The organism is Boseongicola aestuarii (genome assembly GCF_900184815.1).
Taxonomy (GTDB): Bacteria; Pseudomonadota; Alphaproteobacteria; order Rhodobacterales; family Rhodobacteraceae; genus Boseongicola; species Boseongicola aestuarii.
Genome location: NZ_FXXQ01000006.1, coordinates 83,344 through 105,104, shown reverse-complemented (window position 1 = coordinate 105,104; position 21,761 = coordinate 83,344). Strand labels below are relative to the sequence as shown.

Genomic DNA, 21,761 nt, shown 5'->3' with positions numbered 1-21,761 from the left:
CTCACTCCGCGGAACCCTTGGGATCGAACGTGATGCCCATTTCGGCATGGTGGGCAAGGGTGAAGCCAATCGGTGTCTCGCTCTCCTCAGCCAGGTGCGCCAGCAGGCTCGCTGTTCGGGCCAGGATCGGAATCGCCTTCAAGACCGCTACTGGGAAGTCGAGGTCCAACAGCACCGCAGGAATTGCAAACGATACGTTCATCGGAAGCGGCTTTGGCCAGAGGCGTGTGACAGCCTCTTCGATATCGCGAGCCAGACTGACATAGGTGCCTGCAATTCCCCGTTCATCGGCCAGCGACAATATGCGCTGCGCCCGAGGATCGACCGGTTTGTGGAGCGGATGCCCAAACCCGGGAATGCGCCGGCCCTCCTCCTGCATCTGACTGACAATGCTGTCGAGATCCTCGCCACCGTCGTCGATCCTCCGATGAGTCTCAAGAAGGAACGCGCCTGCGATTTCAGTTGTCCCAAGAATGACCTTGCCGCATCCGAGAAGCCCGGCCGCCACCGCTCCCTGAAGGAAGTCAGGATCCGCGGCATAGGTCATTCGCGCAGTCTGATTAGTTGGTACAAGACCATGCTCTGCAATGGAAACAAGCAATAGATCGAGGAAGAAAGTCTGATCCGAAGTTGGCCTGCGCCCGGTCGTCAGCAGGTAGAAGTACTCGGTGAAGCTAAGTTGCCCCATGAGGTCATTAACGAGGTCGAAGTTCCGAACCGTAATCGCCTCAGGTGTCGCCGTCGAAATCGATGTTGTTGCCTTGCCAGCTTTGCCAATTTTCATTGCTGTCCTCCACTATCTTTAGTGTAGTCCGAAATTTATTTCGTCAACGCGCTCAAGGGAATTGAACACCGCTAAATCGATACACCAATGCACCAAACCTTTCGATTGTTCCTTTTTGGAAAGGTCGTTTAGCCCCGCATAGCTGTCACGGATTGAGCCTGCTGCAAATGACTGCTCCGAGTGCAAAAAGCCATTTTGCCAAGGTAACTCACTAGTTTGAGTGAAGAAGTTCTTGCTGTCCGTTCTCGGTCGAACAGGGCTCTGTACTGTCTCGATGTTGAAGCAATTTCGCACAAAAACACAATACGGATCAGAAGTTCGTGCGATCAGGCACAGAGTCTGTGCGTTCCATGGGGTGGTTCGGCGCAGAGTTTCGGAGCAGATAGCACGTCATCGGTTCCAAAAGGGGACCTCTCATTACAAATCACAATTGGCGGTTAGTACGCCTTCAACCGAAAGGTACAGAACGATGAACAACAGTCTAGCCAACGTTGCACCAGCGGCGCGTGCGCTTCTTGCGCTTATCTTCATTATGACCGGTCTTCAGAAAATTGGCGGCTATGCCGGAACCCAAGGTTACATGGAGATGATGGGCGTACCCGGCTCACTTCTGCCGATTGTAATTGCTGTCGAAATCCTAGGTGGCGTGGCACTTCTGGTAGGCTTTCAAGCGCGGATCGCCGCGTTTGTACTCGCCGGCTTCACAGTAGTCGCAGGTACGATTTTTCACTTGGTGCCCAGCTTTGGGATGGAGGGAATGGCAGCCCAGGGGGAAGTGATCCACTTCATGAAGAATCTTTCCATTACTGGCGGCCTTGCCATGGTGGTCGTCTTTGGAGCTGGCGCGTGGTCTGCTGACAACCGTCGTTCCAGCGCGACTATCGCCGCCGAATGACTCGGATGTAGTACTTTCTTGGAGCGCCCGTTTCTAAATGAGACGGGCGCTACACCATATTGAAGCCGAAGGCCCCAGCCGAAACCGTCTCCGTCATCATATAGTTTGAGACCTTCTGCGCGCGTGATGTTATTCAGTTTCCCGTGATGACACTGGTGGTTGTAACGCCCGACGACGGTGGCGATATCCGCTTTGAGATCGCCTGCTAGGAAGGAGTTCTCCAACAAATGCGGTTCTTCGGAGTTTAGTGCCATCGCTCGATTTGGTGCTGGCAGACTAATTCAAACCAGTCTCCAAACGGACAGTGAAACTGCCACTTATGCCGCGCCGAGACCGCGCCACTCAGCAAGAGCAGCGGTGCGGTAATGCGTGAAATTGGGTCAAGTTGAGAGGCCGCGTTCCTGCCTAAAGAGATTGTAGAGGCAAGCGTGTATGAAGGCGAATTTCTGCAAACTTCGCATACGCCTGAAACGAAGCATGGCCCTCTCTCGTCGTCGAAACGGCAGATGTGAATTCTCTGCCCTATTGTTCAGCCAGCGGCCGGTTTTCTGCCGATCAGCAGCACCTATCTCCTTCAGGGCCGCACCGTATGAGCAAAGCAGGCTCGTGACAATCACCGCAGGACGACCGTGCGAGCACACCTTTTTTCTTTAAGAATTTCAACGCGGCTTTCTTGTCACGTGTCTTTGTAGCGAAGTTTTCCAGCTCTTCGCCCTCGTGATCGACACCCCGCCATTGATAATGCCGCTCACCGTTGATTTTCGCGAACTCCTTATTCAGATGCCAGCGCCTCCTGCTAGATTTCATTCCGGCAATTCGCCGTCTTCTGTTCTCCGCGGCAATCATCGGACCGAACATGTGCCACCGGTATCTGACAGCTTCATGGCTCACATTGATGCCGCGCCCATGAAGCAGATCTTTCACATTGCGAAGCGACAACGCAAAACGCACGTACAGCATCGCTGCTAGACGGATAATCTCACGGTTCGTTTTAAAATAGCGAAATGGATCAGGTTTGGTCATGTCCAGACGCAACAAATCCGCCCTGCCCGCCTCAAGCCGGTTTGCTCTGACAATCTTCTTGCCGCTCCTCGAAGAAGAGGTCGAGTGGATACAGGAACGGGCCTAGGCTTCGCCGACTTGCTATATGCCTGACCAATAGCTCTCACAGAAATGCAAAAAACCAAAAGCCGGGATAGTCAGACCCGTTCTATATGCGTTGAACCAGCGCCATTGAAATTTGTGCCGCTGATGTGTCCCGAAGGTCAGGCTCCTTCAAGACCGATGGTATGCTTTGGCGCCACTACAGCGACACCCAAGCAGCATTGCGTGCTGAAGACCGAACGCAAGCGTCGATAAACCGCACCCCCTGCAACCCATCCTGAATGGTCGGATACATAACCTCTGCCGCAACCGCCCCCCCCCCACGATGGGCCTCAATTGCATCCGCAGCCTCGGAATAGATGTTGGCAAAGCCTTCCAAATACCCCTCGGGGTGGCCGGGTGGGATACGGCTCATCCGGGCCGCAGCATCACCGGCCCCTGCCCCATTGCGGGTGATCTTCCGCGTAGGCTCTCCAAAGGGAGTATACCAAAGATAGTTCGGATCTTCTTGCGCCCATTCCAGCCCGCCCTTGTCCCCGTAAACCCGGATACGCAAAGCGTTCTCGTTGCCCGGTGCGACCTGCGAACACCAAAGCATCCCCTTGGCTCCACCTTTGAATCGCAGCATCACGTGTCCGTTGTCGTCGACCTGACGGCCCGGCACGAACGCATCCAGGTCAGCGGCCAAACTCTCGACCTCCAAACCGGTAATGAAACAGGCAAGGTTGTGGGCATGGGTCCCGATATCACCTGTCGATCCGCCCGCTCCCGAGCGCGCCGGATCGGTACGCCATTCAGCCTGCTTGAAAGTCTCGTCCTGTGTCAGCCAGTCTTGCGGATATTCGACCTGCACCACGCGAATGGTACCAATCTCGCCCGCATCAACCATAGCCTTGGCCTGACGTACCATCGGGTAGCCGGTGTAGTTATGGGTCAGTACAAACAACGCATCCGAGCTTTCCGCCGCCTTCACCAGTTTCTTGGCATCGGCCAAGGTCGAGGTCAGCGGTTTGTCGCAAATCACATGAATGCCGCGCTTCAAAAATTCACGCGCAGCAGCGTAGTGTACGTGGTTCGGGGTCACGATGGACACCGCCTCGATCCCGTTCTTCAGACGGGCCTCGCGGATCGCCATCGCTTTGAAATCGTCATAGATGCGCGGCAGGCCCAGCGCTTCACCCGAGGCTTGCGCCTTTTCCGGGGTCGAGGACAGCGCCCCAGCAACCAGTTCAAACCGATCGTCTATGCGGGAGGCAATACGGTGCACGCCACCGATAAAGGCATCATTGCCGCCACCCACCATACCTAACTTGATCCGTGCCATCTTAAGTAATCCCCAGCATTTTACGGTTTGCCGTCTCGTCTGTGCCACCGTCGGCAAAGTCGTCAAATGCGCGTTCGGTGACGCGAATGATATGATCCGACACAAACTGCGCACCCTCGCGGGCGCCATCTTCGGGATGCTTCAAGCAGCACTCCCATTCCACAACGGCCCAGCCGTCAAAATCATTCGCCGCCATCTTGGAAAAGATCGCCGCGAAATCGACCTGTCCATCACCCAAAGACCGAAAGCGCCCCGCGCGGTCCACCCATGGCTGATAGCCCGAATAGACGCCCTGTCGGCCCGTCGGATTGAACTCCGCATCCTTGACGTGGAACATCTTGATCCGGTCTTTGTAGATGTCGATATTGTCGAGATAGTCCAGACATTGCAGCACGTAGTGGCTGGGATCGTAGAGCATGTTGCAGCGCACGTGATTATCGACCCGCTCCAGAAACATCTCGAACGTCACGCCATCATGCAGATCTTCTCCGGGGTGAATTTCATAGCAAATATTGACGTCATTGTCCTCGGCATGATCCAGAATGGGACGCCAGCGCGCTGCCAATTCGTCAAAGGCTGTCTCGACCAGCCCCGCAGGTCGTTGCGGCCATGGATAGACGTAAGGCCATGCCAGCGCGCCGGAAAAGGAGACATGGTTCTTGATCCCCATATTGGCGGAGGCACTGATTGCCTTCATCACCTGATCGACAGCCCATGCCTGACGTGCCTTTGGGTTGCCGTGTACAGACGGATCAGCAAAGCCGTCAAAGGCCGCATCATAGGCCGGATGCACCGCGACCAACTGGCCCTGAAGGTGTGTTGACAGCTCGGTCACTTCGATCCCGTTCGCTGCAGCTTGCCCTTTGAACTCATCACAGTAGGTCTTGCTTTCGGCCGCCTTGGCCAGATCGAAAAGGCGTGCGTCCCAACTGGGCACCTGCACGCCCTTGTAACCGCATTCAGCCGCCCATTTCGTGATCGCATCCCACGAGTTGAATGGTGCCTCATCACCAGCAAATTGCGCCAGAAACAGAGCTGGTCCTTTTATCGTCTTCATGAATGATCCTCCCAAATCATGCGCCGGCTCGAGCGCCAAAACCTTGCCCCGTCAGGGGCCCATATTTTCCTTCAGATAGATATCGATCCGAATACGTTCCTGCGCCAGGTTAATCGGCGCGCGGTCACTGTTGGCGCGCATGATGCGCACGGCAGAGCGGACCAGATGGCCTGCGTCCTGACTGATGACCGCATCAAAATGCCCAGCAGCCAAGGCCCCGCGGGACAGGTCCGTCAACTCATGCGCCACCACGAGAGGGCGGCGTGACTGATCATGGGCGGTGAAAAAGCGCAGCAACCCGTCATTCCCTGCCGCTGATGAATAAATACCGATGATGTCCGGGTTTTCGGCAAAGGCATCAGGAAGCAGGCGCTGGATCAAGTCCGGGTCATCCCGTCCCTCAAGTGAGGCCAAGACATCCAGATGGGCAAAGTCTTTTGCCATGACCTCGTCGAACCCCAAGCGACGCTCAAGATGATCCCGCGCCAGCATGGAACCGGTCAACACGAGGATTTTGCCGTTCCTCGGTCCAACAAACCGGCCTAGCAATTGAGCAGCTGTGCGTCCGGCGGCAATGTTGTCCACGCCCACATAATTGTCCCGCTCCGAACTGGGCAAGTCCGAGACAAGCGAAACGACAGTGACGCCATGTGACTTGAGGTGCGCCACCGAATCCCGCACCGATGGCGTTTCCGGGCCAAAGATTGCGACGCCATTTACCTGTGTTGGATCAATGTCATCTATCGCACTGGCTAGCGCCATGGGGTCAAAAGCCGCCACGCGAACAAAGGACAACTTGGTTCGATCCTGCCGCAGCCCGCGGCCGAGCATCTCTATTTCCGTTTCCAGCAGCGATATGAACTCGTTCTGCGTCGCAGGTAAGATGAAGGTAAAATGATAGACCCGCCCTCGCGCCAGATTGGCCGCCGCCGTGTCACGCACATAGCCCAGCTCGGCAATCGCCGCGTTCACCTTGCGCACCGTCACCTCGCGCACCCCGGGGCGCGCGTTCAGAACCCGGTCCACGGTCGCAAGGCTGACCTCAGCGACACGCGCGATGTCGTTGATCGTGGGATTGGAAAGGGTGTCGTCGGGGTGCTTCACTTTCGTCCTTTGTGCGTTGTCACATGGCCTTGGCCAGCCCTTCAAACAGGCGCGCCACGGCTTCAGCGCCGGGGTCGTTGTGGCCCAGAAGGTTTTCTTCGGGCACGTATGAGGCGCGGCCTGCCTTGGCCTGCCCCATCGACGCGGTCGCATCCGCACCCATCCGGGCAGCGGCGGCCGCAGCCGAAATCCCATCGGGCAGCGCGGCCAAAGCGGGTGTAAGTGCGTCAATCATTGTGCGATCCCCCTGCGCAGCGCCACCAACCTGGCTGATCCGATCCAAACCGGCCTTCAGCGCCTTAGGTGTTGATTTCCCACTTGCACAAGCATCCCCGGTCGCGCCAAAGAAAATGGCCAGGATTACGCCAGAGGACCCACCCATCGTCTGGCTCAACTCATTGCCGATCGCGCGGAACAGCTGTGTAAGGTCAGCCAGTGGCATCCGATCCATTGCGCCTTTCAGCGCACGGGCGGCTGTGGCCAGCGTGCTGCCTGTGTCCCCATCGCCTGATTTGGCATCGAGCTTGTTCAAATCGTCTTCGGCAGAAATCAGCAGATCACAGCACTGTGCAATAATGGCAGCCGTTTTGTCATTTGCCGACGGAATGGGTTGGATCGGGCTCAGCCCGTCCGGCAGAGGCTGTACCTTGACCGGAGAGATATCCTTCATGCCCGGCCATGCGGCCAGATGGACGGGTGCGGACAAGGGCGCAAGGTTCGTATCGTCCACAGGCAGGACAGAGACCGAGAATCCGTGCATATCCAGCGAGGTCATCAGCGGCGCAGGGCCGATGATGTGTTTGATGTTGCCAGCCTTGGGTGAGGTCACAAGGCAATGGGCCAGGATCGACATCTCAAGGGGCGTGGTCGAGCCAAGGTTGTTCAGGATGGCCACATGTTCGCCGGTTTTGATTTTTGCGCTGAGCTTATCAAGCACCATATCCATGGCCGAATGCGCCCCTTCCAGCGTGACCTGCTCAACCCCGGCCTCGCCGTGAATGCCAAGGCCCAGTTCAGCCTTGCCAACTGGAATGCGATTTTCCTTGGCCGACCCCGGAACGGTGCAAGTATCCAAAGACATCCCGATCGAAGACATGGCCTCAATCGTGCGACCCGCTGCTGCCTTGATCGTTGCCAGATCAGCGTCGTTTTCAGCCATATCGCCCACGATCTTGTGGACAAAAAGAGTGCCCGCCACGCCACGCGATTGCGGCAGATGCGGCAGGGCAATGTCATCGTCCACAACGACCATCTCGACCTCAAGCCCGAAGGCGCGCGCGCGTTCAGCCGCAAGACCAAAATTCAGACGGTCCCCGGTGTAATTCTTGACGATCAGCAAACAGCCCGCCTTGCCCGTCACTGCCAGAATGCCCGCCAGAACAGCATCTACGGACGGAGACGCGAAGACCTCTCCACACACGGCTGCAGTCAACATGCCGCGCCCGACAAATCCTGCATGGGCAGGCTCGTGCCCCGATCCGCCACCGGAAATCAGCGCGACCTTGGATTTGTCCCAATCGGCGCGACAGACCACCTTAATATGCGGATAGCCATCCAGTCGGGCCAGCGCGCCACCGGAGGTTTCCAGCAAGCCGTCCACTGCGTCCGTAACAAGTGTGTCCTTGGCATTGATAAACTGGCTCATGTCACTGTCCTTCCTTACGAAATGCGCACGCCTTCGGCGTCAAAACACAACGGGTTCTTGGGCGCGATCTTGATATGTGCTCCCGGGGTATAGGTCGTGTGGGGATCGGCAATGGTGGTGATGGCATGGCCCTTAAGCATCAGATGCAGGCGGGCCTGATCGCCCAGATGTTCGACCCTCTGTACTTCGGCTTCCTGCCCTTCGCCCTGCTGAATATGTTCCGGGCGCATCCCGATCTGCGTGACACCCGAAGGCATACCGCCAAAGACGTCCGCTGGCACGATATTGATGCGGGGCAGCCCAAGGCGCGAGGCGACATACAGGCTGTTGGGGTTCTCATAAATCTCACGCGGAGTGCCGTATTGGACAAGCCGCCCTTCGTTCAAGACGCCGACATGGGTGGCCATGGTCATCGCTTCGATCTGATCGTGGGTGACATACAGCAGCGTCGCGCCAAGGTTCGCCTGAATGCGCTTCAACTCAACCCGCAGATCGGTACGCAACTTGGCATCGAGCGAACTCAGGGGCTCATCCATCAGGTAAATCGACGGGTCCCGTACCAACGCACGGCCAATGGAAACCCGCTGCATCTCCCCCCCCGACAAGGCCGTGGCCTTGTTGTCGAGCTTGTGGGAAATCTGCAGCACACTTGCGACCTCAGCCACTTTGCGTTCGATCTCGTCCGCCGGTGTGTTCAAAATCGGCGATTTCAATGGAAAGGCCAGATTGTCCCGCACGCTCAGGTGCGGATAGAGCGAGTATTGCTGGAACACCATCGCAACATCCCGTTGCGCCGGGGTCTCACTGCCGACATTGCGCCCACCTATCCAGACTTCGCCCGCATCGGCCTTTTCCAGCCCCGAAATCAGGCGCAAAGTCGTGGTTTTTCCCGCGCCAGTAGGACCCAGCAATACAACAAATGCCCCGTCCGGGATGGTCATCGACAAGTCCGCAATTCCGACATCATTGCCAAAGGATTTCGACAGATCTTTCAGAATAACCTCAGCCATTGGCCAGCACCTCGTTGTTGAGGTCAGAGCGAAGAGCATGACCACTGCCCGCGTCAAACAGGGTGATGGTCCTGGGGTTAAAACCAAGACCGACCTTTTCACCGACTTTGGCGACCTGCGCGCTGTCAATGCGCGCTTTCAACTCTCCATTGGGCGTGTCCAAAGTGATGATCTGTGTGGTCCCAAGATACTCGGAGGCCAGAATCTCGCCACGATAGGTACCACTATCCGAGAGCGTCACGTGTTCGGGGCGCACACCAAACACCAGCTTGCCCGACGCGCCCTGACGTGTGCGCGGAATACGCATCACCTCACCGCCCAGCGTAACACTCTCGTCCCCTTCTCCAACGGTCCCGTCAAAATGCAGAAAGTTCATCGAAGGCGAGCCGATAAAGTCGGCCACAAACATCGTCGCAGGCTTGTCATATATTTCCTGTGGAGTGCCAAATTGCTCGACCACGGCGTTGTTCATCACAACGATCTTGTCGCCCATCTGCATCGCCTCAAGTTGATCGTGGGTGACGTACACCGTGGTAGCATTCATGCGATCATGCAGGGCGCGCAATTCCTCGGCCATGTGCTCGCGGAATTCGGCATCCAGCGCACCCAAAGGTTCATCCATCATAAAGGCCTTGGGGTCACGCACAATGGCTCGGCCCAGAGCAACGCGTTGCCGGTCGCCACCCGACAGTCCGCCTACGGGACGGTTCAAAATGTCCTGAATGCCAAGGATCCCGGCAACCTCCTCCACCTTCGCCTTCACATCCCGGCGCGCCATGCCCTGAGACACAAGCGGATAGCTCAAGTTCCGGCGCACGTTCATATGCGGATAGAGGGCAAACATCTGAAACACGAAGGCGATGTCACGCTTGGATGGGGGCAGCTGGCTGATCTCTTCGCCATCGAGATAAATCTCGCCCGACGTCGGCAATTCCAGCCCGGCAATCATGCGCAAGGTGGTGGTCTTGCCACAGCCCGAAGGGCCAAGCAGCATAAAGAACTCACCGTCCTCGATTGTGAAGGTACTCTCCTTCACTGCGTTGAAGTCGCCAAAATCCTTGCGGATGTTCTTGATCTGGATCTGAGCCAAGTCGGCTACTCCTTGAAGTGGGAAACGATGATGAACATCACGGTGCCCACCAGCGTTACGATGAAGGAATAGGTGTAAAGCCACAGCACAAATGGCTGCATCAGCATGAACACCCCAAGTCCGATAAGAATGGTGGCCAGCATCTCCCACGGGCCACGGCGCAGGCGCATCAATCCGTTCAGAAAATTGCTCATTTGCGCACTGCCCCGAACGTAATCCCGCGCAACAAGTGCTTGCGCAACAGGATGGTGAAAATCATGACCGGCAGCAGGAAGATGGTGGCACCCGCTGCGACCGCGGGCCAGTCCAGTCCGCCAACGCCAATGATCGTTGGAATGAACGGAGGCGCTGTCTGTGCCGTGCCAGAAGTCAGCAAGACCGCAAATGCATATTCGTTCCAGGCAAAGATCAGACAGAAGATCGCCGTGGATGCGATACCCGTAGCAGCCTGCGGCAACACCACTTTGTAAAACGCCTGAAAGCGCGTGTAGCCATCAATCAGAGCTGCTTCTTCGTACTCCAGCGGAATCTCGTCAATGAACCCTTTGAGCAGCCAGACTGCCAGACTGATGTTCACACCGGTGTAAAGCAGGATCATGCCCAGATGTGTGTCGCTGAGACCCAGCTGCCGGTACATCAGGAAGATTGGGATCGCGACCGCAATTGGTGGCATCATCCGCGTACTGAGAATGAAGAATAGCAAGTCATCCGCTAAGGGAATCTTGAACCTGGAGAACGCATAAGCAGCCAATGTACCAAGGAAAATACTCAGAAAGGTCGACCCAAAACCGATGATCACAGAGTTCAGGAACCGCTCTCCGAACTTCGACGGGCCAGCGATGACCATGTCGTATTCCCGCACGATTCTGTCATACCAGGTCTGCGGCGGGTTCGCCGCTAGGAATTCGTCCGTTTGTCGGGTGCGGGTCGTGAACAGATTCACGTAGCCCTCAAGCGTGGGCTCGAACAAGACTTTTGGCGGATAGCTGATCGCGTCTGCAGGCGACTTGAACCCGGTCAGCATGATCCACGCCAAGGGCACCATGGTGATAAGCGCGTAGAGAATGACCAATGTGCCTGCGAACCATTTGGACCGCTTGGACGGCTCTGTGACGGAAAAACTGCTCATCTTTCTTTCACCTTGTTCAACGCTTTGACGTAGATCGAGGCGAGCCCGAACACGGTTACAAAGAGGATGATGGCATAAGCAGACGCATAGCCTGTGCGCCACTTCTCAAACGCCTCGCGTTTAAGGTTGATCGAGGTCAGCTCTGTCGTCGAACCAGGCCCACCACCAGTCAGCTGAACCACCAGATCGAACATCTTGAAGTTTTCGATCCCCCGAAACAGCACCGCCAGCATCAGGAACGGAAGCACCATCGGAATGGTGATGGTAAAGAACTGGCGCAGCTTTGAGGCGCGATCGACCTCCGCAGCCTCGTAGATATAGTCAGGGATCGAACGCAACCCGGCGAGGCAGATCAGCATAACAAAGGGCGTCCACATCCACGTGTCCACAATCACAATGGACCACGGGGCAAGCTGTACTGATCCCAGCATCTCAAAACTCGAAGGGTCTTTGCCAGTGATGAAGGACACGACGTAGTTAAACAGACCGATTTGTGGCTGATAGAGGAACTTCCAGAAGTTTCCTACAACGGCTGGGGACAGCATCATGGGCAGCACGATGATTGTGGTCCAGAGGTCGTTACCCTTGAATTTCTTATTGATCAGGTAGGCCAGCGCAAAGCCGATGAGCACCTGAAAGAAGATCGTCCAGAACAGGAAATGCGCCGTGGCCTGCATATTCAGCCAGATGTCGCTGTCCGTCAGGATCCGTTCGTAGTTGCGCAGGCCAATGTACTCGACCTCGCGATTCAGGCGGTTTGCACGAAAGTCGGTAAAGCTGAGATTGATCGTCCAGATCAGGGGAAAGATGTTGATCGCCAGCAGCAAAAAGATCGTGGGACCAACGAAAATCCACGCAATGGCGCGATCGCTCAGTCCCTTGATTTTGCGCGCCACGCCGACCGGGGTCGCTTGGGCCGCGCGGGTGGCAGGGGAATCAGTCATGCGGGATGATCCAAACGTGAGGGTGCAGGGAGGACTTGCACCGGACACATGTCCGGGACAGCCCGTCTTAGGTGATCACCCGCGCAAACGGGTGATCAGGGAGGCGTCAGAGTTTGCCTTCGTCTTCAAAGACTTCTGTCCAGTCTTCGACCAGCTTGTCGAGCGCTTCCTGGGCTGTGCCCTGATCGGCGACGATGTAGTCATGGAGACGTTTTTGCATGGCCAGAAGCAATTCGGCATAGGCCGGCTCCTGCCAGAAGTCCTGCACCGAACCCATCGCCTCGAGGAAGTCACCAGCAAAAGGTGCACTGTCTTTGAAGCCGGGGTCATTCAGAACCGAGTTGTGCGCCGAGTAGCCACCCAGCTCCCACCACTTCGCCTGAACATCGGGGTTGGCGAACCACTTGATGTACTCAAGTGCTGCATCCTGCTTGTCGGAATAGGCCACAACTGAGATGCCCTGACCGCCAAGCGTGGAGCCCGCGTTGTTCTGCGGAGGGTTCACGAAGAAGTCGATCTTGTCGCCGCCTGTGTTCGGGTCTGCATAGAGGCCCGGGAAGAAGGCAAACCAGTTCATCGCCATCGCGACCTGACCGGATTTGAACGCATCAAGGCTCTCACCCATATAGCTGTTCGTATAGCCCGGAGGCGTCGCGGTCTCGTAGAACTCTTTATAGAATTCAAGCGCTTCGACAGCTTCTGGTGAGTTCACGGCACCGTCCATGTCATACGAACCAGGCGTGTTCTCGTACTTGAAACCCCAAGGATACAACGCTGACGTCACACCCATCGTGATGCCTTCAGACCCACGCTCGGTGAAGATCGCGGCGCCATAAACGGTCTGGCCGTCAATCTCACGGCCTTGGAAGAACTGTGCGATTTGCAGCATTTCTTTCTGGCTTTGTGGCTCACGAAGTTCCTGACCGGTGGCCTCTTTGTAAGCCGCCTGAATGTCCTCACGACCAAACCAGTCCTTGCGATAGAACCAGCCATTCGCATCACCCATCGCTGGCAGCGCATAGTAATTCGGCGTGCCTTTGGGCCATGTGGAATAGGCATACACAGTGGCATCCGCAAAGTCGGACATCGAAATACCTTCGGCGTCAAAGAAGTCATTCAGTTTGACATAGTGGCCGTTCTCAGCACCGCCGCCGATCCACTGACTGTCGCCGATCAGAAGGTCACACAGTTTGCCGCCAGAGTTCAGTTCGTTCAACATCCTGTCGGCAAAGTTGGGCCATGGAATGAACTCAAAGCTCATGGAATGGCCGGATTGCGATTCAAATTCCTTGCTCAGTTCCACAAGCGCGTTGGCCGGGTCCCACGCCGCCCAGCACAATGTCAGATCTTCGGCCTGAGCTGTGTTTGCAAATGACGCCGCCGCAATGCTGATGGCGCTGGCTGATGCCAGTTTCAAATGTTTCATAGGTTCTCCTCCCAGAGTGAAATCGGCATCCTTAAATTTACGTCGCCGAATCGTCCATCGGACACCTATGACGCTATTTGAGGTACGCACCTCACGTCCACATAATTTTTGAGGTGCGCACCTCATTCAGGCGAGAATGGGCCTTAGAAGTCTGATTTAAATAGTTTTTATTTTTGAGATCTTAGTGCCGATCCGGCACACAAGCTATCCGAAGCTTTACTCGACCGAACAGTCCCGCACGAAAAACGAACCAATCCCTGCTGAAACGCGCAGCCTCAATTGGGGCCAAACACACCCTGCCGTGGCCACGAAAAAGCCCTCCTCAAAAGAAGCTGACTATGCGCGTTTTGCCCCCGTTCCTGCCCCAGACAAAGCTGGATTGTTCGTGCCTTGGTGCTGTCAGACGGATTCGAACCAGTCTCTGTTAACCACCAAATGTCGGCACTTATGCCCAACAAAGCTGGCGCTGCTCGGATAGAGCAGCGGTCAGGTTGAGCTTGAAATTTGATTGGGCGTAGAGATGTCTTTCCTGGCTGAAGTGGTTGTGAGCTGAAGAATGAACGGCGCCGAATTTCTGCAAACATAGCAGACTGCGGAATCGTCGCATGGCGCGTTCTTGTCGTCGTAATGGCAAGTGCGAATTCTCGGCCCGATTGTTCAACCAACGGCCTGTTTCATGCTGGTCGGCGTTGCCGATATCTTTCATCGCAGCACCATATGAACGCAACTTGTCCATCACAATCCTTTGCGGTTGCCCGTATCGCTTCATTTGGCAATCAGAGCCTGCAGCCCAATATGCAGACATCTCTCTCTTTAAATTCAGGTCCCAAGTAGCCCACACGCCAGCCAAGCCCTGGAAATCGCGGCACAACACCAATTGCCAAAAAAGCTCAATATCAATGGGTTATGTGGTTGGCGGAGAGACAGGGATTCGAACCCTGGAGACGGTTTCCCGCCTACACACTTTCCAGGCGTGCGCCTTCGACCACTCGGCCACCTCTCCGACGCGCTTCGTTTAGCTGGTTGCCCCCCTTATGTGCAAGGGGCCTTTTGCGCGAAATTCCGAACCTGCGGCACATAAGGTTGTCTGATCAGGGCGCGGCATCGAGATGAATATAGACACGTCGGTTGCGCGCGCCTTTCTTCTCGACTTTGCCAAGACGCACCGGGCCGATCTGGCCGGTACGGGCCACATGCGTGCCCCCACAGGGTTGCAGGTCTACCTGTTCATCGCCGTCGCCGATCTTCACTAGACGTATGCGTCCCGATCCGCGCGGCGGCTGGACGGACATGGTTTTGACAAGAGCCGGGTTTGCATCAAGCTCGGAATCGGTAATCCACGTCTCGGAGACCTCAAGATCGCGGACGATCAGGGCGTTAAGCGCCTCTGCGATAGCGTCCTTGTCCTCGGGCGGTTCGGCCATGTCGAAGTCGAGTCGGCCCTTTCCTTGTGAAATCGACCCTCCCGATACAGGGAGGGGAATCACCACCGACAAAAGATGAAGAGCGGTATGTATCCGCATGAAAGAAAATCTTTTTTCCCAATCGATGACTTGCTGGATACCCGCACCGACCGGCGGCATTTTTCCAGTATCTTCAGGCATCAGCACAATCGCATCGCCCGCGCCCTTCAGGGCTGTGGAGATTGGAATCTCATTTCCGTCCCACAACAAGCGGCCACTATCGCCCGGCTGCCCGCCACCGGTGGGGTAAAAGAGCGAGCGGTCCAGAACGATCCCACCGTCGACGGTCACGTCAACCACGCGCCCCGGAGCGGTCTTGAGATAGGCATCGCGAAAAAGCGGTTCGCTCACGACCTAATCCTCAAAGACAGATGGCAATATACGCTCGTCCCCTTCCAGCCAGTCAGGCACGGGCAGTTTTTTCGAACGCAGGAACGCCGGATTGAAAAGCTTGGACTGATAGCGATTTCCGTAATCGCACAAAATAGTTACGATTCTATGACCGGGCCCCATATCGCGCGCCATGCGCATCGCTCCCGCAACGTTGATCCCGGACGACCCCCCAAGGCAAAGGCCCTCGTGGCGCAACAGATCGAAAACGATGGGGAGCGCTTCAACGTCCGGGATTTTGTAGACACCATCGGGCGTAAAGCCTTCCAGATTGGCGGTGATACGGCCCTGCCCGATGCCTTCGGAAATGGAATCGCCCGGTGCGGGGTCTTTTCCGGTATAAAGCTTATAGAGGCCCGAGCCGTCGGGATCAGACAAAGCGACCTTCACGCCCTTAGGCTGCAAGGCCTCACCGACCCCCGCCAGCGTGCCGCCGGACCCCACGGCGCAGACGAAACCATCAACTGTCCCTTCTGTTTGCTCCCAGATTTCCGGCCCCGTGGTCTCGACATGGGCGCGCCGGTTTGCGGTATTGTCGAACTGGTTTGCCCAAATCGCTCCGTTCGGCGCGGTTTCGGCCAGTCTTGCTGCCAGACGTTCGGAATAATGCACGTAATTGTTCGGGTTCTTGTAAGGAACCGCGGGGACCTGAACCAATTCAGCGCCACAAAGACGGATCATGTCCTTCTTTTCCTGGCTTTGAGTCTCGGGGATGACGATCACGGTCTTGAAGCCCATTGATGCACCAACCAAGGCAAGCCCGATCCCGGTGTTTCCGGCCGTCCCCTCGACAATCGTGCCACCCGGGCGCAGCGCACCTGAAGCAACCGCGTCGCGGATAATATAGAGCGCCGCGCGGTCCTTGACCGACTGGCCCGGATTCAGGAACTCGGCCTTGCCAAGAATATCGCACCCGGTCGCTTCGGACGGCCCTCGCAGGCGGATCAGAGGTGTATTTCCGACGGCGTCGGCAAGATCGGCGCGCACGTGCATTTCGACTGGCTCCTTACAGTGTCGGTTTATGTCCTAAGGGCCTCGGGGCCGGGTTTCAATGGACGCGCGGCTTTGGTGACGAAAAGCCTAGCGCAGGCGGTGCCGTTCGTTTTGAAGCCAAAGTGCGGACATCACCAAAGGTCCGGTGTTGGCAGCCCCGCTCTGAACCATTTCCATCAATGAACTGAAGGGAATGACATGCGACATGATATCTTCGTTTTCAACCGCCAGACCGCCGACAAAGCCATCTTTGCCACCTAGATCGCAGATCGCGACATAGCTGGTCAGGTGTTCGCTGACGGCGGCGGGTGTGGGATAATAGCTGGCGATCCGGTGAAGATCACGGGCTATGACCCCGGTTTCCTCGCGCAACTCACGCACGGCGGCTTGCTCGGGCGTCTCATGGGGATCGATCCGCCCGGCGGCAGGCTCGACGCACCATGGGTTTTCATCGCCCCGGCTGAAGGCGCCGTGGCGAAATTGCCGGATCACCAGCACATGGTCGCTTGCCGGATCGTAGGGCAGCACCGTCACCGCATCGCCACCAATCAGCGAAATACGTTGCACCCTGGCGCTTTTCGATCCCGCAAATGTCTGGAATTGCAGGATTTCTTCAACCACCTCAAAGAAGTCGACCAAGGGGCGGCTGGAGGAATGCGTTGTGACATTCCGGCGCGTCTGTGCGGGCTGGAACGCGACGGGCGTGGGCGTTGCGCGCGCGCGCAGCCGACTTGCAGCGCGGACTCGGATTTGCTCGAACAAGACTGCCGCGGCCTGCGGTGTCTTGTGGCCCGCAAGCCGGATGTAGTGGCGTGCGGCTTCTCGGGTGAGCGTTCCGAATTCGGCTTGCCAATCGGCCAGAGACCAGGGCGCCCCCGGTGTCCAGCGATCCTGCTCGGGAAAGTACACCTCAGCACGTTGCGTCTGGCCAGACACGCTGACCTGACACGGGCGCAGATCATAGCCAAAACCGACTTCATAGAAATCAAGCCGCGCCTTTGCTTCGGGACTGACCGAGATCAAAAGGCCGTCACTTTCACTTCCGCTTTGCGGTTTAATAATCGGAAAGGATTGGTTTTTTACCCAATACACAGCGTGGTCGGAAAGCTTCGCGGCCGTTGTGGTCAGGGACTCTCCGGCCACGATCTCAAGCAATTCGAGGTCGCAGAGCGTGCCGTAGAGAAAGACCGAACTGGGCGCCGTCACGACCAGCGGCGCGCGAAGAACTCAGTGAACCACGACACGAAGATGGTTCCAACGACGGCGGGCCAGATCACGCTTTGGACGGCAACCAGCTTGGCATAGTCGAAAAACAGGGCCGCCATTTCCTGAAGCGCCTGCACCGGACCGTCGTAGAAAAGGCGCATCGAGCGATCCAGCATTTCCATACCGGCCCAGAACAGAATGCACCAAAACGCCGTCGCCGCGAGTGTCGTAAAGCCATAGCCGAAGGCCTGACGATAGGTCTTTCCAGCGCCGCGTCCAAGGATCGTCCAGCCCATCACCAAACCGATCAGCGCGTTGATGGGAGAGAATTTCCCAACCTGCGTGCCTTCCGGCAACAGGGGTTTGACCAAATCCGTTATGAAATATGCGAGGGCCGCAAAGACCAGCGCTCCGATTAGTTTTCCGCCTGTCGGCATTGTGTTTCTATCCCGGTTTAGTGACCGTTATCTGCGTCACGTCAATACTTCCGGCGTGAAAGCCTGCGGCGCAAGAGGTTAGATAGAAATTCCACATTCTTCGGAAGCGATCGTCGAATCCGCGCAACGTTTTTATCTCGTCCCACCGAGCGTTGAACGTCTCATGCCAGCGCCGAAGGGTCTGGCTGTAGCTTTCGCCGAATTCGATGGATTGCAGGACGTTGAGGCCTGCGCGCTCGATTTCGGACCTCAAAACGCTTGGCGAGGGCAGCATCCCACCCGGGAACACATATTTCTGAATGAAATCAACGCTTTTGCGGTATGTTTCAAAACGATGATCTTCGATCGTAATGATCTGCAGCGTGGCACTGCGGCCCGGTTTCAGGCGGTCTCGTACCGTCTCGAAATAGACAGGCCAGTATTTTTCGCCGACAGCCTCGAACATTTCGATCGAGGCGATACCGTCGTAGATGCCTTTTTCGTCGCGATAATCCTGAAGCTTGATGTCAACCTTTTCCGAAAGCCCCGCGCGGGCCATCCGATCGACAGCATAGTCATATTGTTCTTGAGAAATGGTTAACCCGGTGACCTTCAGCCCCCGTTCCTTGGCAGCGTATTCGGCGAAACCGCCCCAGCCGCAACCGATCTCCAGCACATGGTCTCCGGGCTGCGCGCCCATCTGGTCAACCATGCTGGCGTATTTCTGTTCCTGAGCCTTTTCAAGGCCTTCCTGCCCGGTCTTGAACAAGGCCGAGGAATACGTCATCGAGTCATCCAGCCATAATCCGTAGAAATCATTGCCCAGATCGTAGTGGTGCGAGATGTTCTTTCGGGCCTGAGCCTTGGAGTTGCTGTTCATCCAGTGACGCAGACGTTCAAATGCGCGCACAATCGCCATGCCGCTATAGCTGTTGTACATCTCGTCGTTGTCTTCATGCACCACATCCATAAAGGCCTGAAGGTCGGGCGTAGTCCACCATCCTTCGAGGTAAGCCTCTGAAAATCCTAGATCTCCTTCGCGAATGAGGCGCGCGAAGACATCCGGATTGTGAATATGCAGCTCAGCGACGGGACCGGGGTTAGGGCCTTCCACGCGAAAGACGCGACCATCGTCCAGATGGAAATCCATCCGACCGTTCTGAAGCTTACTTGCAAGCGCGTAAGCTGTTGAAAAATAACGCGGAAGGTTGCTTTGACCTTCAAGACTTGTAAGTGGCGTCATACCCGTATCCCCCGCTGACGTCGGCAACAAACTAACGCCTGCTACACATTCATCAACCTTTTCCTGCACTTAACGTCAGGGAAGACGAAAAGGCGTTGGAATGCGTGGTTTTGGGCCGTTTGGCGACGCCGTTACAACGTCGGTATAACGTCGGTATCACGTCGGTGCGACCGTTCGCAGGCTTGAGTGTACCTTAACCTTCAAAGGCCGAGATCTGCAAATACGCGCGGCAGTGTTTCGGCCAGATCTTCTGCGATCAGGCCGGGACCAAAGCGGCGGGCACAGGCGGCATGAAGCCAAGCCGCCGACCCTGCGGCTTTGAACGCAGGCATACCGCGTGCCATCAGACCGGTCGCAAACCCGGCCAGCACATCGCCCGCACCGGCCGTGGCCAGCCAGGGCGCGGCCGCGTCTGCGGTCGAGTTGACCACACAAAGCCTCCCGGTTTCGTCCGCGATGATCGTTTCGGCGCCTTTCAGAAGAACGCTGCAGCCTGCCCGGGCGGCCGCGGCGCGGACGGCGTTGGCGCGTGCTTTGGTGGCAAGGTCCTCTGCAAGATCGGGAAAGATCCTCGTGAATTCGCCGTCGTGCGGGGTCAAGAGGCAGGCGGCATGAAGCGCGTCGAACAAAAGCTGGGGCGTTCGCTGGAACCGGGTCAGCGCGTCGGCGTCGAGAACCGTGGCGCGCTTTGCTTTCAAAGCAGCCAGAACCAGCGCCTGCGTATCTGGTCCAAGCCCGAGCCCCGGACCAAGGCACAGCGCATTGAAGCGCGGATCGACCAGCGTTTCGGCAAGGCCCGGCGCGCCGTCAAGTGGGCGGCACATGATGGCTGTTGTCTGGGCGGCGACCTCGAACAGCGCGGGGTGCGGGCAGCCCAGAGTGACCAGACCGGCACCAATGCGCAAAGCGCCACCCGCCGCCAGTCGAGCCGCACCGGTCTTGCCGGGACCACCCGTCAGAACGAGGGCATGACCGTGGCTGTATTTATGCGCATCCGGGGATTTGGCGAGAGCAGACAGGTCGAGGGTCTCGGCGGTGATTTCGGTCGGTTCCATAAGAGTCTTCTGTGCCTCCGGCGGGGAATTTTCGGACCCAAAGAGTTACAGGCCAATATTCTTAACAATCAGTTGTCCGCACCAGTCGGCACCTTCACCTTCCAAGTGGCCTATCTTTGGCGCATGGAAGGTCACGGTCATATCCGGTTTCAGCGGAAATTCGGTCAGACGCTCACCGGTATCAGCATCGATGCCACTGAGGATGTCGACGGCCACCAGCTTGTTCGACTGCCAGTTGCGCTCGTAAGAGATCGACAGAAACGCCGCGCGGACCTCTTCGGGGAGGGGGCGTGTGAGTCCGATGCCAAAGAACGCATCAATCCAGACATCGGTGGGAGGATCGGCAAATCTCATATCCCGCCCCTCAAAGGGGATAATGGGCGAGACGACGCCGCCCGCATTGGCGAAAGCCAGCGCGTTGACCTTTGCATCGGGGGGCATCTTGTCGATATCGCCGTAGTGGAAGACCTCGACGTCCCAGCCGTAGTCGCGCAGGCGGTTGGCAATGACAAAACCGTCGCCACCGTTGTTGCCGGGACCTGCGAGGATACCGGCGCGTCGGGGAGCGTTCAAAAGGTCGGGCCAGGTTTCGAAAATCGCTTTGACGACAGCTTTTCCAGCGCGGTCCATCAATTCGAGGCCGGTTACCTTTCCGCCGTCGATGGCGGTCTGTTCGATGTTTCGCATCTGGGCGGATGTGAGGGCGTCTGTCATGGCTAAACCTTGCGATGACCTGGCGGTGAACACAACAAAAGACCGCTGCTGGAAGCAACGGCCTTTTCAGTCGGACCGACGCCGCCCTGAACAGGGAGGCGTCGGTCTATGCTTATGCACAATCAGTTCAGGATTGCGCGGATTTTGGTCAGGACGCGGCCTTCGGCGGTGCGTGGGCCGTCAAGTTCCGTATCAACGGAAAGGGTGTTCAGCGCGTTGACCTGTGCAGCGCTCAGCGTGTCTGCGTCGACGTTGAAGCCATATTCAACAAGCGTGTCCTGTGCGACATCAACTTTGGAGCCGGTCATAGCGGAGGCGGCGCCTGCGAAGGCTGTTGTTGCGACGAGGGCTGCTACGAGAAGCGTTTTCATTTTAGTTGTCCTTTCAAGGGTTAGTTCGCATGATTGCGATTTCAGTCTGCGGCGTCTGTGCCGATGAAAAACACTTGGCTGGCATGGGTCGGCTTTTCAAATCACGGAAACCATCGCGGGGTATCACGCACCTGTGCCCTTGAAGTGACATCGGATGCTCCTTAGCGATTGGTTTTCAAAAGAGAATTCAGCAACAAACTTCACTTGTGTCAGAGTGCTCGCTGAGGCGCGAGCGGTTTGAGGGCGGTGTGCGATAGTGCACATCTGCTACGCGGCGCCGAATGCCCTGTCTTGCACCGCTCTTTCGTCGAATTCTCAACAGATGTTCGGTGCGCGCGTCCGAAGCGTATCGATACAGACGATTCAATTTCGTCCTTTTTTCGCGCGACATGCACAAA

Annotated in this window: 20 protein-coding genes, 1 tRNA gene and 2 pseudogenes; 1 reads left to right on the top strand and 22 read right to left on the bottom strand. The window is 56.8% G+C overall.

Annotated features, from left to right (window positions below; all coding sequences use genetic code 11):
* Window position 1 precedes the first annotated feature (1 nt).
* Window positions 2-784 carry a citryl-CoA lyase gene (locus tag BOA8489_RS10095; protein WP_093973898.1) on the bottom strand — a complete coding sequence of 261 codons (783 nt, stop codon included), beginning with the start codon at window positions 782-784 and terminating at the stop codon, window positions 2-4.
* 469 nt (window positions 785-1,253) lie between these two features.
* Between BOA8489_RS10095 and BOA8489_RS10090 the strand changes: the two genes are divergently transcribed.
* Entirely contained in the window at window positions 1,254-1,679 is a 426-nt protein-coding gene (locus BOA8489_RS10090) for a DoxX family protein (protein WP_093973897.1), read from the top strand.
* 317 nt (window positions 1,680-1,996) lie between these two features.
* On the opposite strand, the pseudogene BOA8489_RS10085 reads toward BOA8489_RS10090, so the two are convergent.
* The 21 genes and pseudogenes from BOA8489_RS10085 to BOA8489_RS09990 form a co-directional block, all read right to left on the bottom strand.
* Window positions 1,997-2,702: pseudogene (locus BOA8489_RS10085) on the bottom strand (IS6 family transposase).
* 280 nt (window positions 2,703-2,982) lie between these two features.
* Complete coding sequence (locus tag BOA8489_RS10080) at window positions 2,983-4,107, bottom strand: Gfo/Idh/MocA family protein (RefSeq protein ID WP_093973896.1); 1,125 nt, start codon at window positions 4,105-4,107, stop codon at window positions 2,983-2,985.
* Window position 4,108: 1 nt separating this feature from the next.
* On the bottom strand, window positions 4,109-5,164 hold the full coding sequence (locus BOA8489_RS10075; RefSeq protein WP_093974016.1) for a sugar phosphate isomerase/epimerase family protein: 1,056 nt from the start codon (window positions 5,162-5,164) through the stop codon (window positions 4,109-4,111).
* Between the two features lie 51 nt (window positions 5,165-5,215).
* The gene (locus tag BOA8489_RS10070; protein WP_093973895.1) at window positions 5,216-6,268 is read right to left on the bottom strand and encodes a LacI family DNA-binding transcriptional regulator; all 1,053 of its coding nucleotides are present in this window, start codon (window positions 6,266-6,268) and stop codon (window positions 5,216-5,218) included.
* A 19-nt stretch (window positions 6,269-6,287) separates the two neighbouring features.
* On the bottom strand, window positions 6,288-7,913 hold the full coding sequence (locus tag BOA8489_RS10065; RefSeq protein WP_093973894.1) for a dihydroxyacetone kinase subunit DhaK: 1,626 nt from the start codon (window positions 7,911-7,913) through the stop codon (window positions 6,288-6,290).
* Between the two features lie 14 nt (window positions 7,914-7,927).
* Window positions 7,928-8,923, bottom strand: coding sequence for an ABC transporter ATP-binding protein (locus BOA8489_RS10060; RefSeq protein ID WP_093973893.1), 996 nt, complete (start codon window positions 8,921-8,923; stop codon window positions 7,928-7,930).
* Window positions 8,916-10,013, bottom strand: a complete 1,098-nt coding sequence (locus tag BOA8489_RS10055) for an ABC transporter ATP-binding protein (protein ID WP_093973892.1) — start codon at window positions 10,011-10,013, stop codon at window positions 8,916-8,918. The genes BOA8489_RS10060 and BOA8489_RS10055 overlap by 8 nt, the downstream gene beginning before the upstream one ends.
* Before the next feature lie 5 nt (window positions 10,014-10,018).
* Window positions 10,019-10,207 (bottom strand): hypothetical protein, encoded by a 189-nt coding sequence (locus BOA8489_RS10050; protein WP_093973891.1) that lies wholly within the window; start codon window positions 10,205-10,207, stop codon window positions 10,019-10,021.
* Window positions 10,204-11,142: a carbohydrate ABC transporter permease gene (locus tag BOA8489_RS10045; protein ID WP_093973890.1), complete on the bottom strand. Its 939-nt coding sequence runs from the start codon at window positions 11,140-11,142 to the stop codon at window positions 10,204-10,206. The genes BOA8489_RS10050 and BOA8489_RS10045 overlap by 4 nt, the downstream gene beginning before the upstream one ends.
* Window positions 11,139-12,086 (bottom strand): carbohydrate ABC transporter permease, encoded by a 948-nt coding sequence (locus tag BOA8489_RS10040; RefSeq protein ID WP_093973889.1) that lies wholly within the window; start codon window positions 12,084-12,086, stop codon window positions 11,139-11,141. Before BOA8489_RS10040 ends, BOA8489_RS10045 begins: the two co-directional genes overlap by 4 nt.
* A gap of 106 nt (window positions 12,087-12,192) precedes the next feature.
* Window positions 12,193-13,512, bottom strand: a complete 1,320-nt coding sequence (locus tag BOA8489_RS10035) for an ABC transporter substrate-binding protein (RefSeq protein WP_093973888.1) — start codon at window positions 13,510-13,512, stop codon at window positions 12,193-12,195.
* A gap of 445 nt (window positions 13,513-13,957) precedes the next feature.
* A pseudogene (locus tag BOA8489_RS10030) lies at window positions 13,958-14,281 on the bottom strand (DDE-type integrase/transposase/recombinase); the annotation flags it as partial.
* 144 nt (window positions 14,282-14,425) lie between these two features.
* A tRNA-Ser gene (locus tag BOA8489_RS10025) sits at window positions 14,426-14,515 on the bottom strand.
* 88 nt (window positions 14,516-14,603) lie between these two features.
* The gene (locus BOA8489_RS10020; protein WP_093973887.1) at window positions 14,604-15,326 is read right to left on the bottom strand and encodes an alanyl-tRNA editing protein; all 723 of its coding nucleotides are present in this window, start codon (window positions 15,324-15,326) and stop codon (window positions 14,604-14,606) included.
* A 3-nt stretch (window positions 15,327-15,329) separates the two neighbouring features.
* Window positions 15,330-16,358 (bottom strand): cysteine synthase A, encoded by a 1,029-nt coding sequence (locus tag BOA8489_RS10015; RefSeq protein ID WP_093973886.1) that lies wholly within the window; start codon window positions 16,356-16,358, stop codon window positions 15,330-15,332.
* 87 nt (window positions 16,359-16,445) lie between these two features.
* Complete coding sequence (locus BOA8489_RS10010) at window positions 16,446-17,564, bottom strand: NUDIX domain-containing protein (RefSeq protein ID WP_093973885.1); 1,119 nt, start codon at window positions 17,562-17,564, stop codon at window positions 16,446-16,448.
* Window positions 17,561-18,001 (bottom strand): TrgA family protein, encoded by a 441-nt coding sequence (locus BOA8489_RS10005; RefSeq protein WP_093973884.1) that lies wholly within the window; start codon window positions 17,999-18,001, stop codon window positions 17,561-17,563. The genes BOA8489_RS10010 and BOA8489_RS10005 overlap by 4 nt, the downstream gene beginning before the upstream one ends.
* 7 nt (window positions 18,002-18,008) lie before the next feature.
* Window positions 18,009-19,223, bottom strand: a complete 1,215-nt coding sequence (locus BOA8489_RS10000; protein WP_093974015.1) for an SAM-dependent methyltransferase — start codon at window positions 19,221-19,223, stop codon at window positions 18,009-18,011.
* A 200-nt stretch (window positions 19,224-19,423) separates the two neighbouring features.
* On the bottom strand, window positions 19,424-20,278 hold the full coding sequence (locus BOA8489_RS21000; RefSeq protein WP_306345759.1) for an NAD(P)H-hydrate dehydratase: 855 nt from the start codon (window positions 20,276-20,278) through the stop codon (window positions 19,424-19,426).
* A 45-nt stretch (window positions 20,279-20,323) separates the two neighbouring features.
* On the bottom strand, window positions 20,324-20,992 hold the full coding sequence (locus BOA8489_RS20995; protein WP_306345758.1) for an NAD(P)H-hydrate epimerase: 669 nt from the start codon (window positions 20,990-20,992) through the stop codon (window positions 20,324-20,326).
* A 122-nt stretch (window positions 20,993-21,114) separates the two neighbouring features.
* Window positions 21,115-21,363: a hypothetical protein gene (locus BOA8489_RS09990; RefSeq protein WP_093973883.1), complete on the bottom strand. Its 249-nt coding sequence runs from the start codon at window positions 21,361-21,363 to the stop codon at window positions 21,115-21,117.
* Between the last annotated feature and the right edge of the window lie 398 nt (window positions 21,364-21,761).

Coding starts and splice junctions, on each gene's coding strand:
- BOA8489_RS10095 (WP_093973898.1), bottom strand. CDS start 784: ATGAAAATTGGCAAAGCTGGCAAGGCAACAACATCGATTTCGACGGCG.
- BOA8489_RS10090 (WP_093973897.1), top strand. CDS start 1,254: ATGAACAACAGTCTAGCCAACGTTGCACCAGCGGCGCGTGCGCTTCTT.
- BOA8489_RS10080 (WP_093973896.1), bottom strand. CDS start 4,107: ATGGCACGGATCAAGTTAGGTATGGTGGGTGGCGGCAATGATGCCTTT.
- BOA8489_RS10075 (WP_093974016.1), bottom strand. CDS start 5,164: ATGAAGACGATAAAAGGACCAGCTCTGTTTCTGGCGCAATTTGCTGGT.
- BOA8489_RS10065 (WP_093973894.1), bottom strand. CDS start 7,913: ATGAGCCAGTTTATCAATGCCAAGGACACACTTGTTACGGACGCAGTG.
- BOA8489_RS10060 (WP_093973893.1), bottom strand. CDS start 8,923: ATGGCTGAGGTTATTCTGAAAGATCTGTCGAAATCCTTTGGCAATGAT.
- BOA8489_RS10050 (WP_093973891.1), bottom strand. CDS start 10,207: ATGAGCAATTTTCTGAACGGATTGATGCGCCTGCGCCGTGGCCCGTGG.
- BOA8489_RS10045 (WP_093973890.1), bottom strand. CDS start 11,142: ATGAGCAGTTTTTCCGTCACAGAGCCGTCCAAGCGGTCCAAATGGTTC.
- BOA8489_RS10040 (WP_093973889.1), bottom strand. CDS start 12,086: ATGACTGATTCCCCTGCCACCCGCGCGGCCCAAGCGACCCCGGTCGGC.
- BOA8489_RS10035 (WP_093973888.1), bottom strand. CDS start 13,512: ATGAAACATTTGAAACTGGCATCAGCCAGCGCCATCAGCATTGCGGCG.
- BOA8489_RS10015 (WP_093973886.1), bottom strand. CDS start 16,358: ATGCACGTGCGCGCCGATCTTGCCGACGCCGTCGGAAATACACCTCTG.
- BOA8489_RS10005 (WP_093973884.1), bottom strand. CDS start 18,001: ATGCCGACAGGCGGAAAACTAATCGGAGCGCTGGTCTTTGCGGCCCTC.
- BOA8489_RS10000 (WP_093974015.1), bottom strand. CDS start 19,223: ATGACGCCACTTACAAGTCTTGAAGGTCAAAGCAACCTTCCGCGTTAT.
- BOA8489_RS21000 (WP_306345759.1), bottom strand. CDS start 20,278: ATGGAACCGACCGAAATCACCGCCGAGACCCTCGACCTGTCTGCTCTC.
- BOA8489_RS20995 (WP_306345758.1), bottom strand. CDS start 20,992: ATGACAGACGCCCTCACATCCGCCCAGATGCGAAACATCGAACAGACC.
- BOA8489_RS09990 (WP_093973883.1), bottom strand. CDS start 21,363: ATGAAAACGCTTCTCGTAGCAGCCCTCGTCGCAACAACAGCCTTCGCA.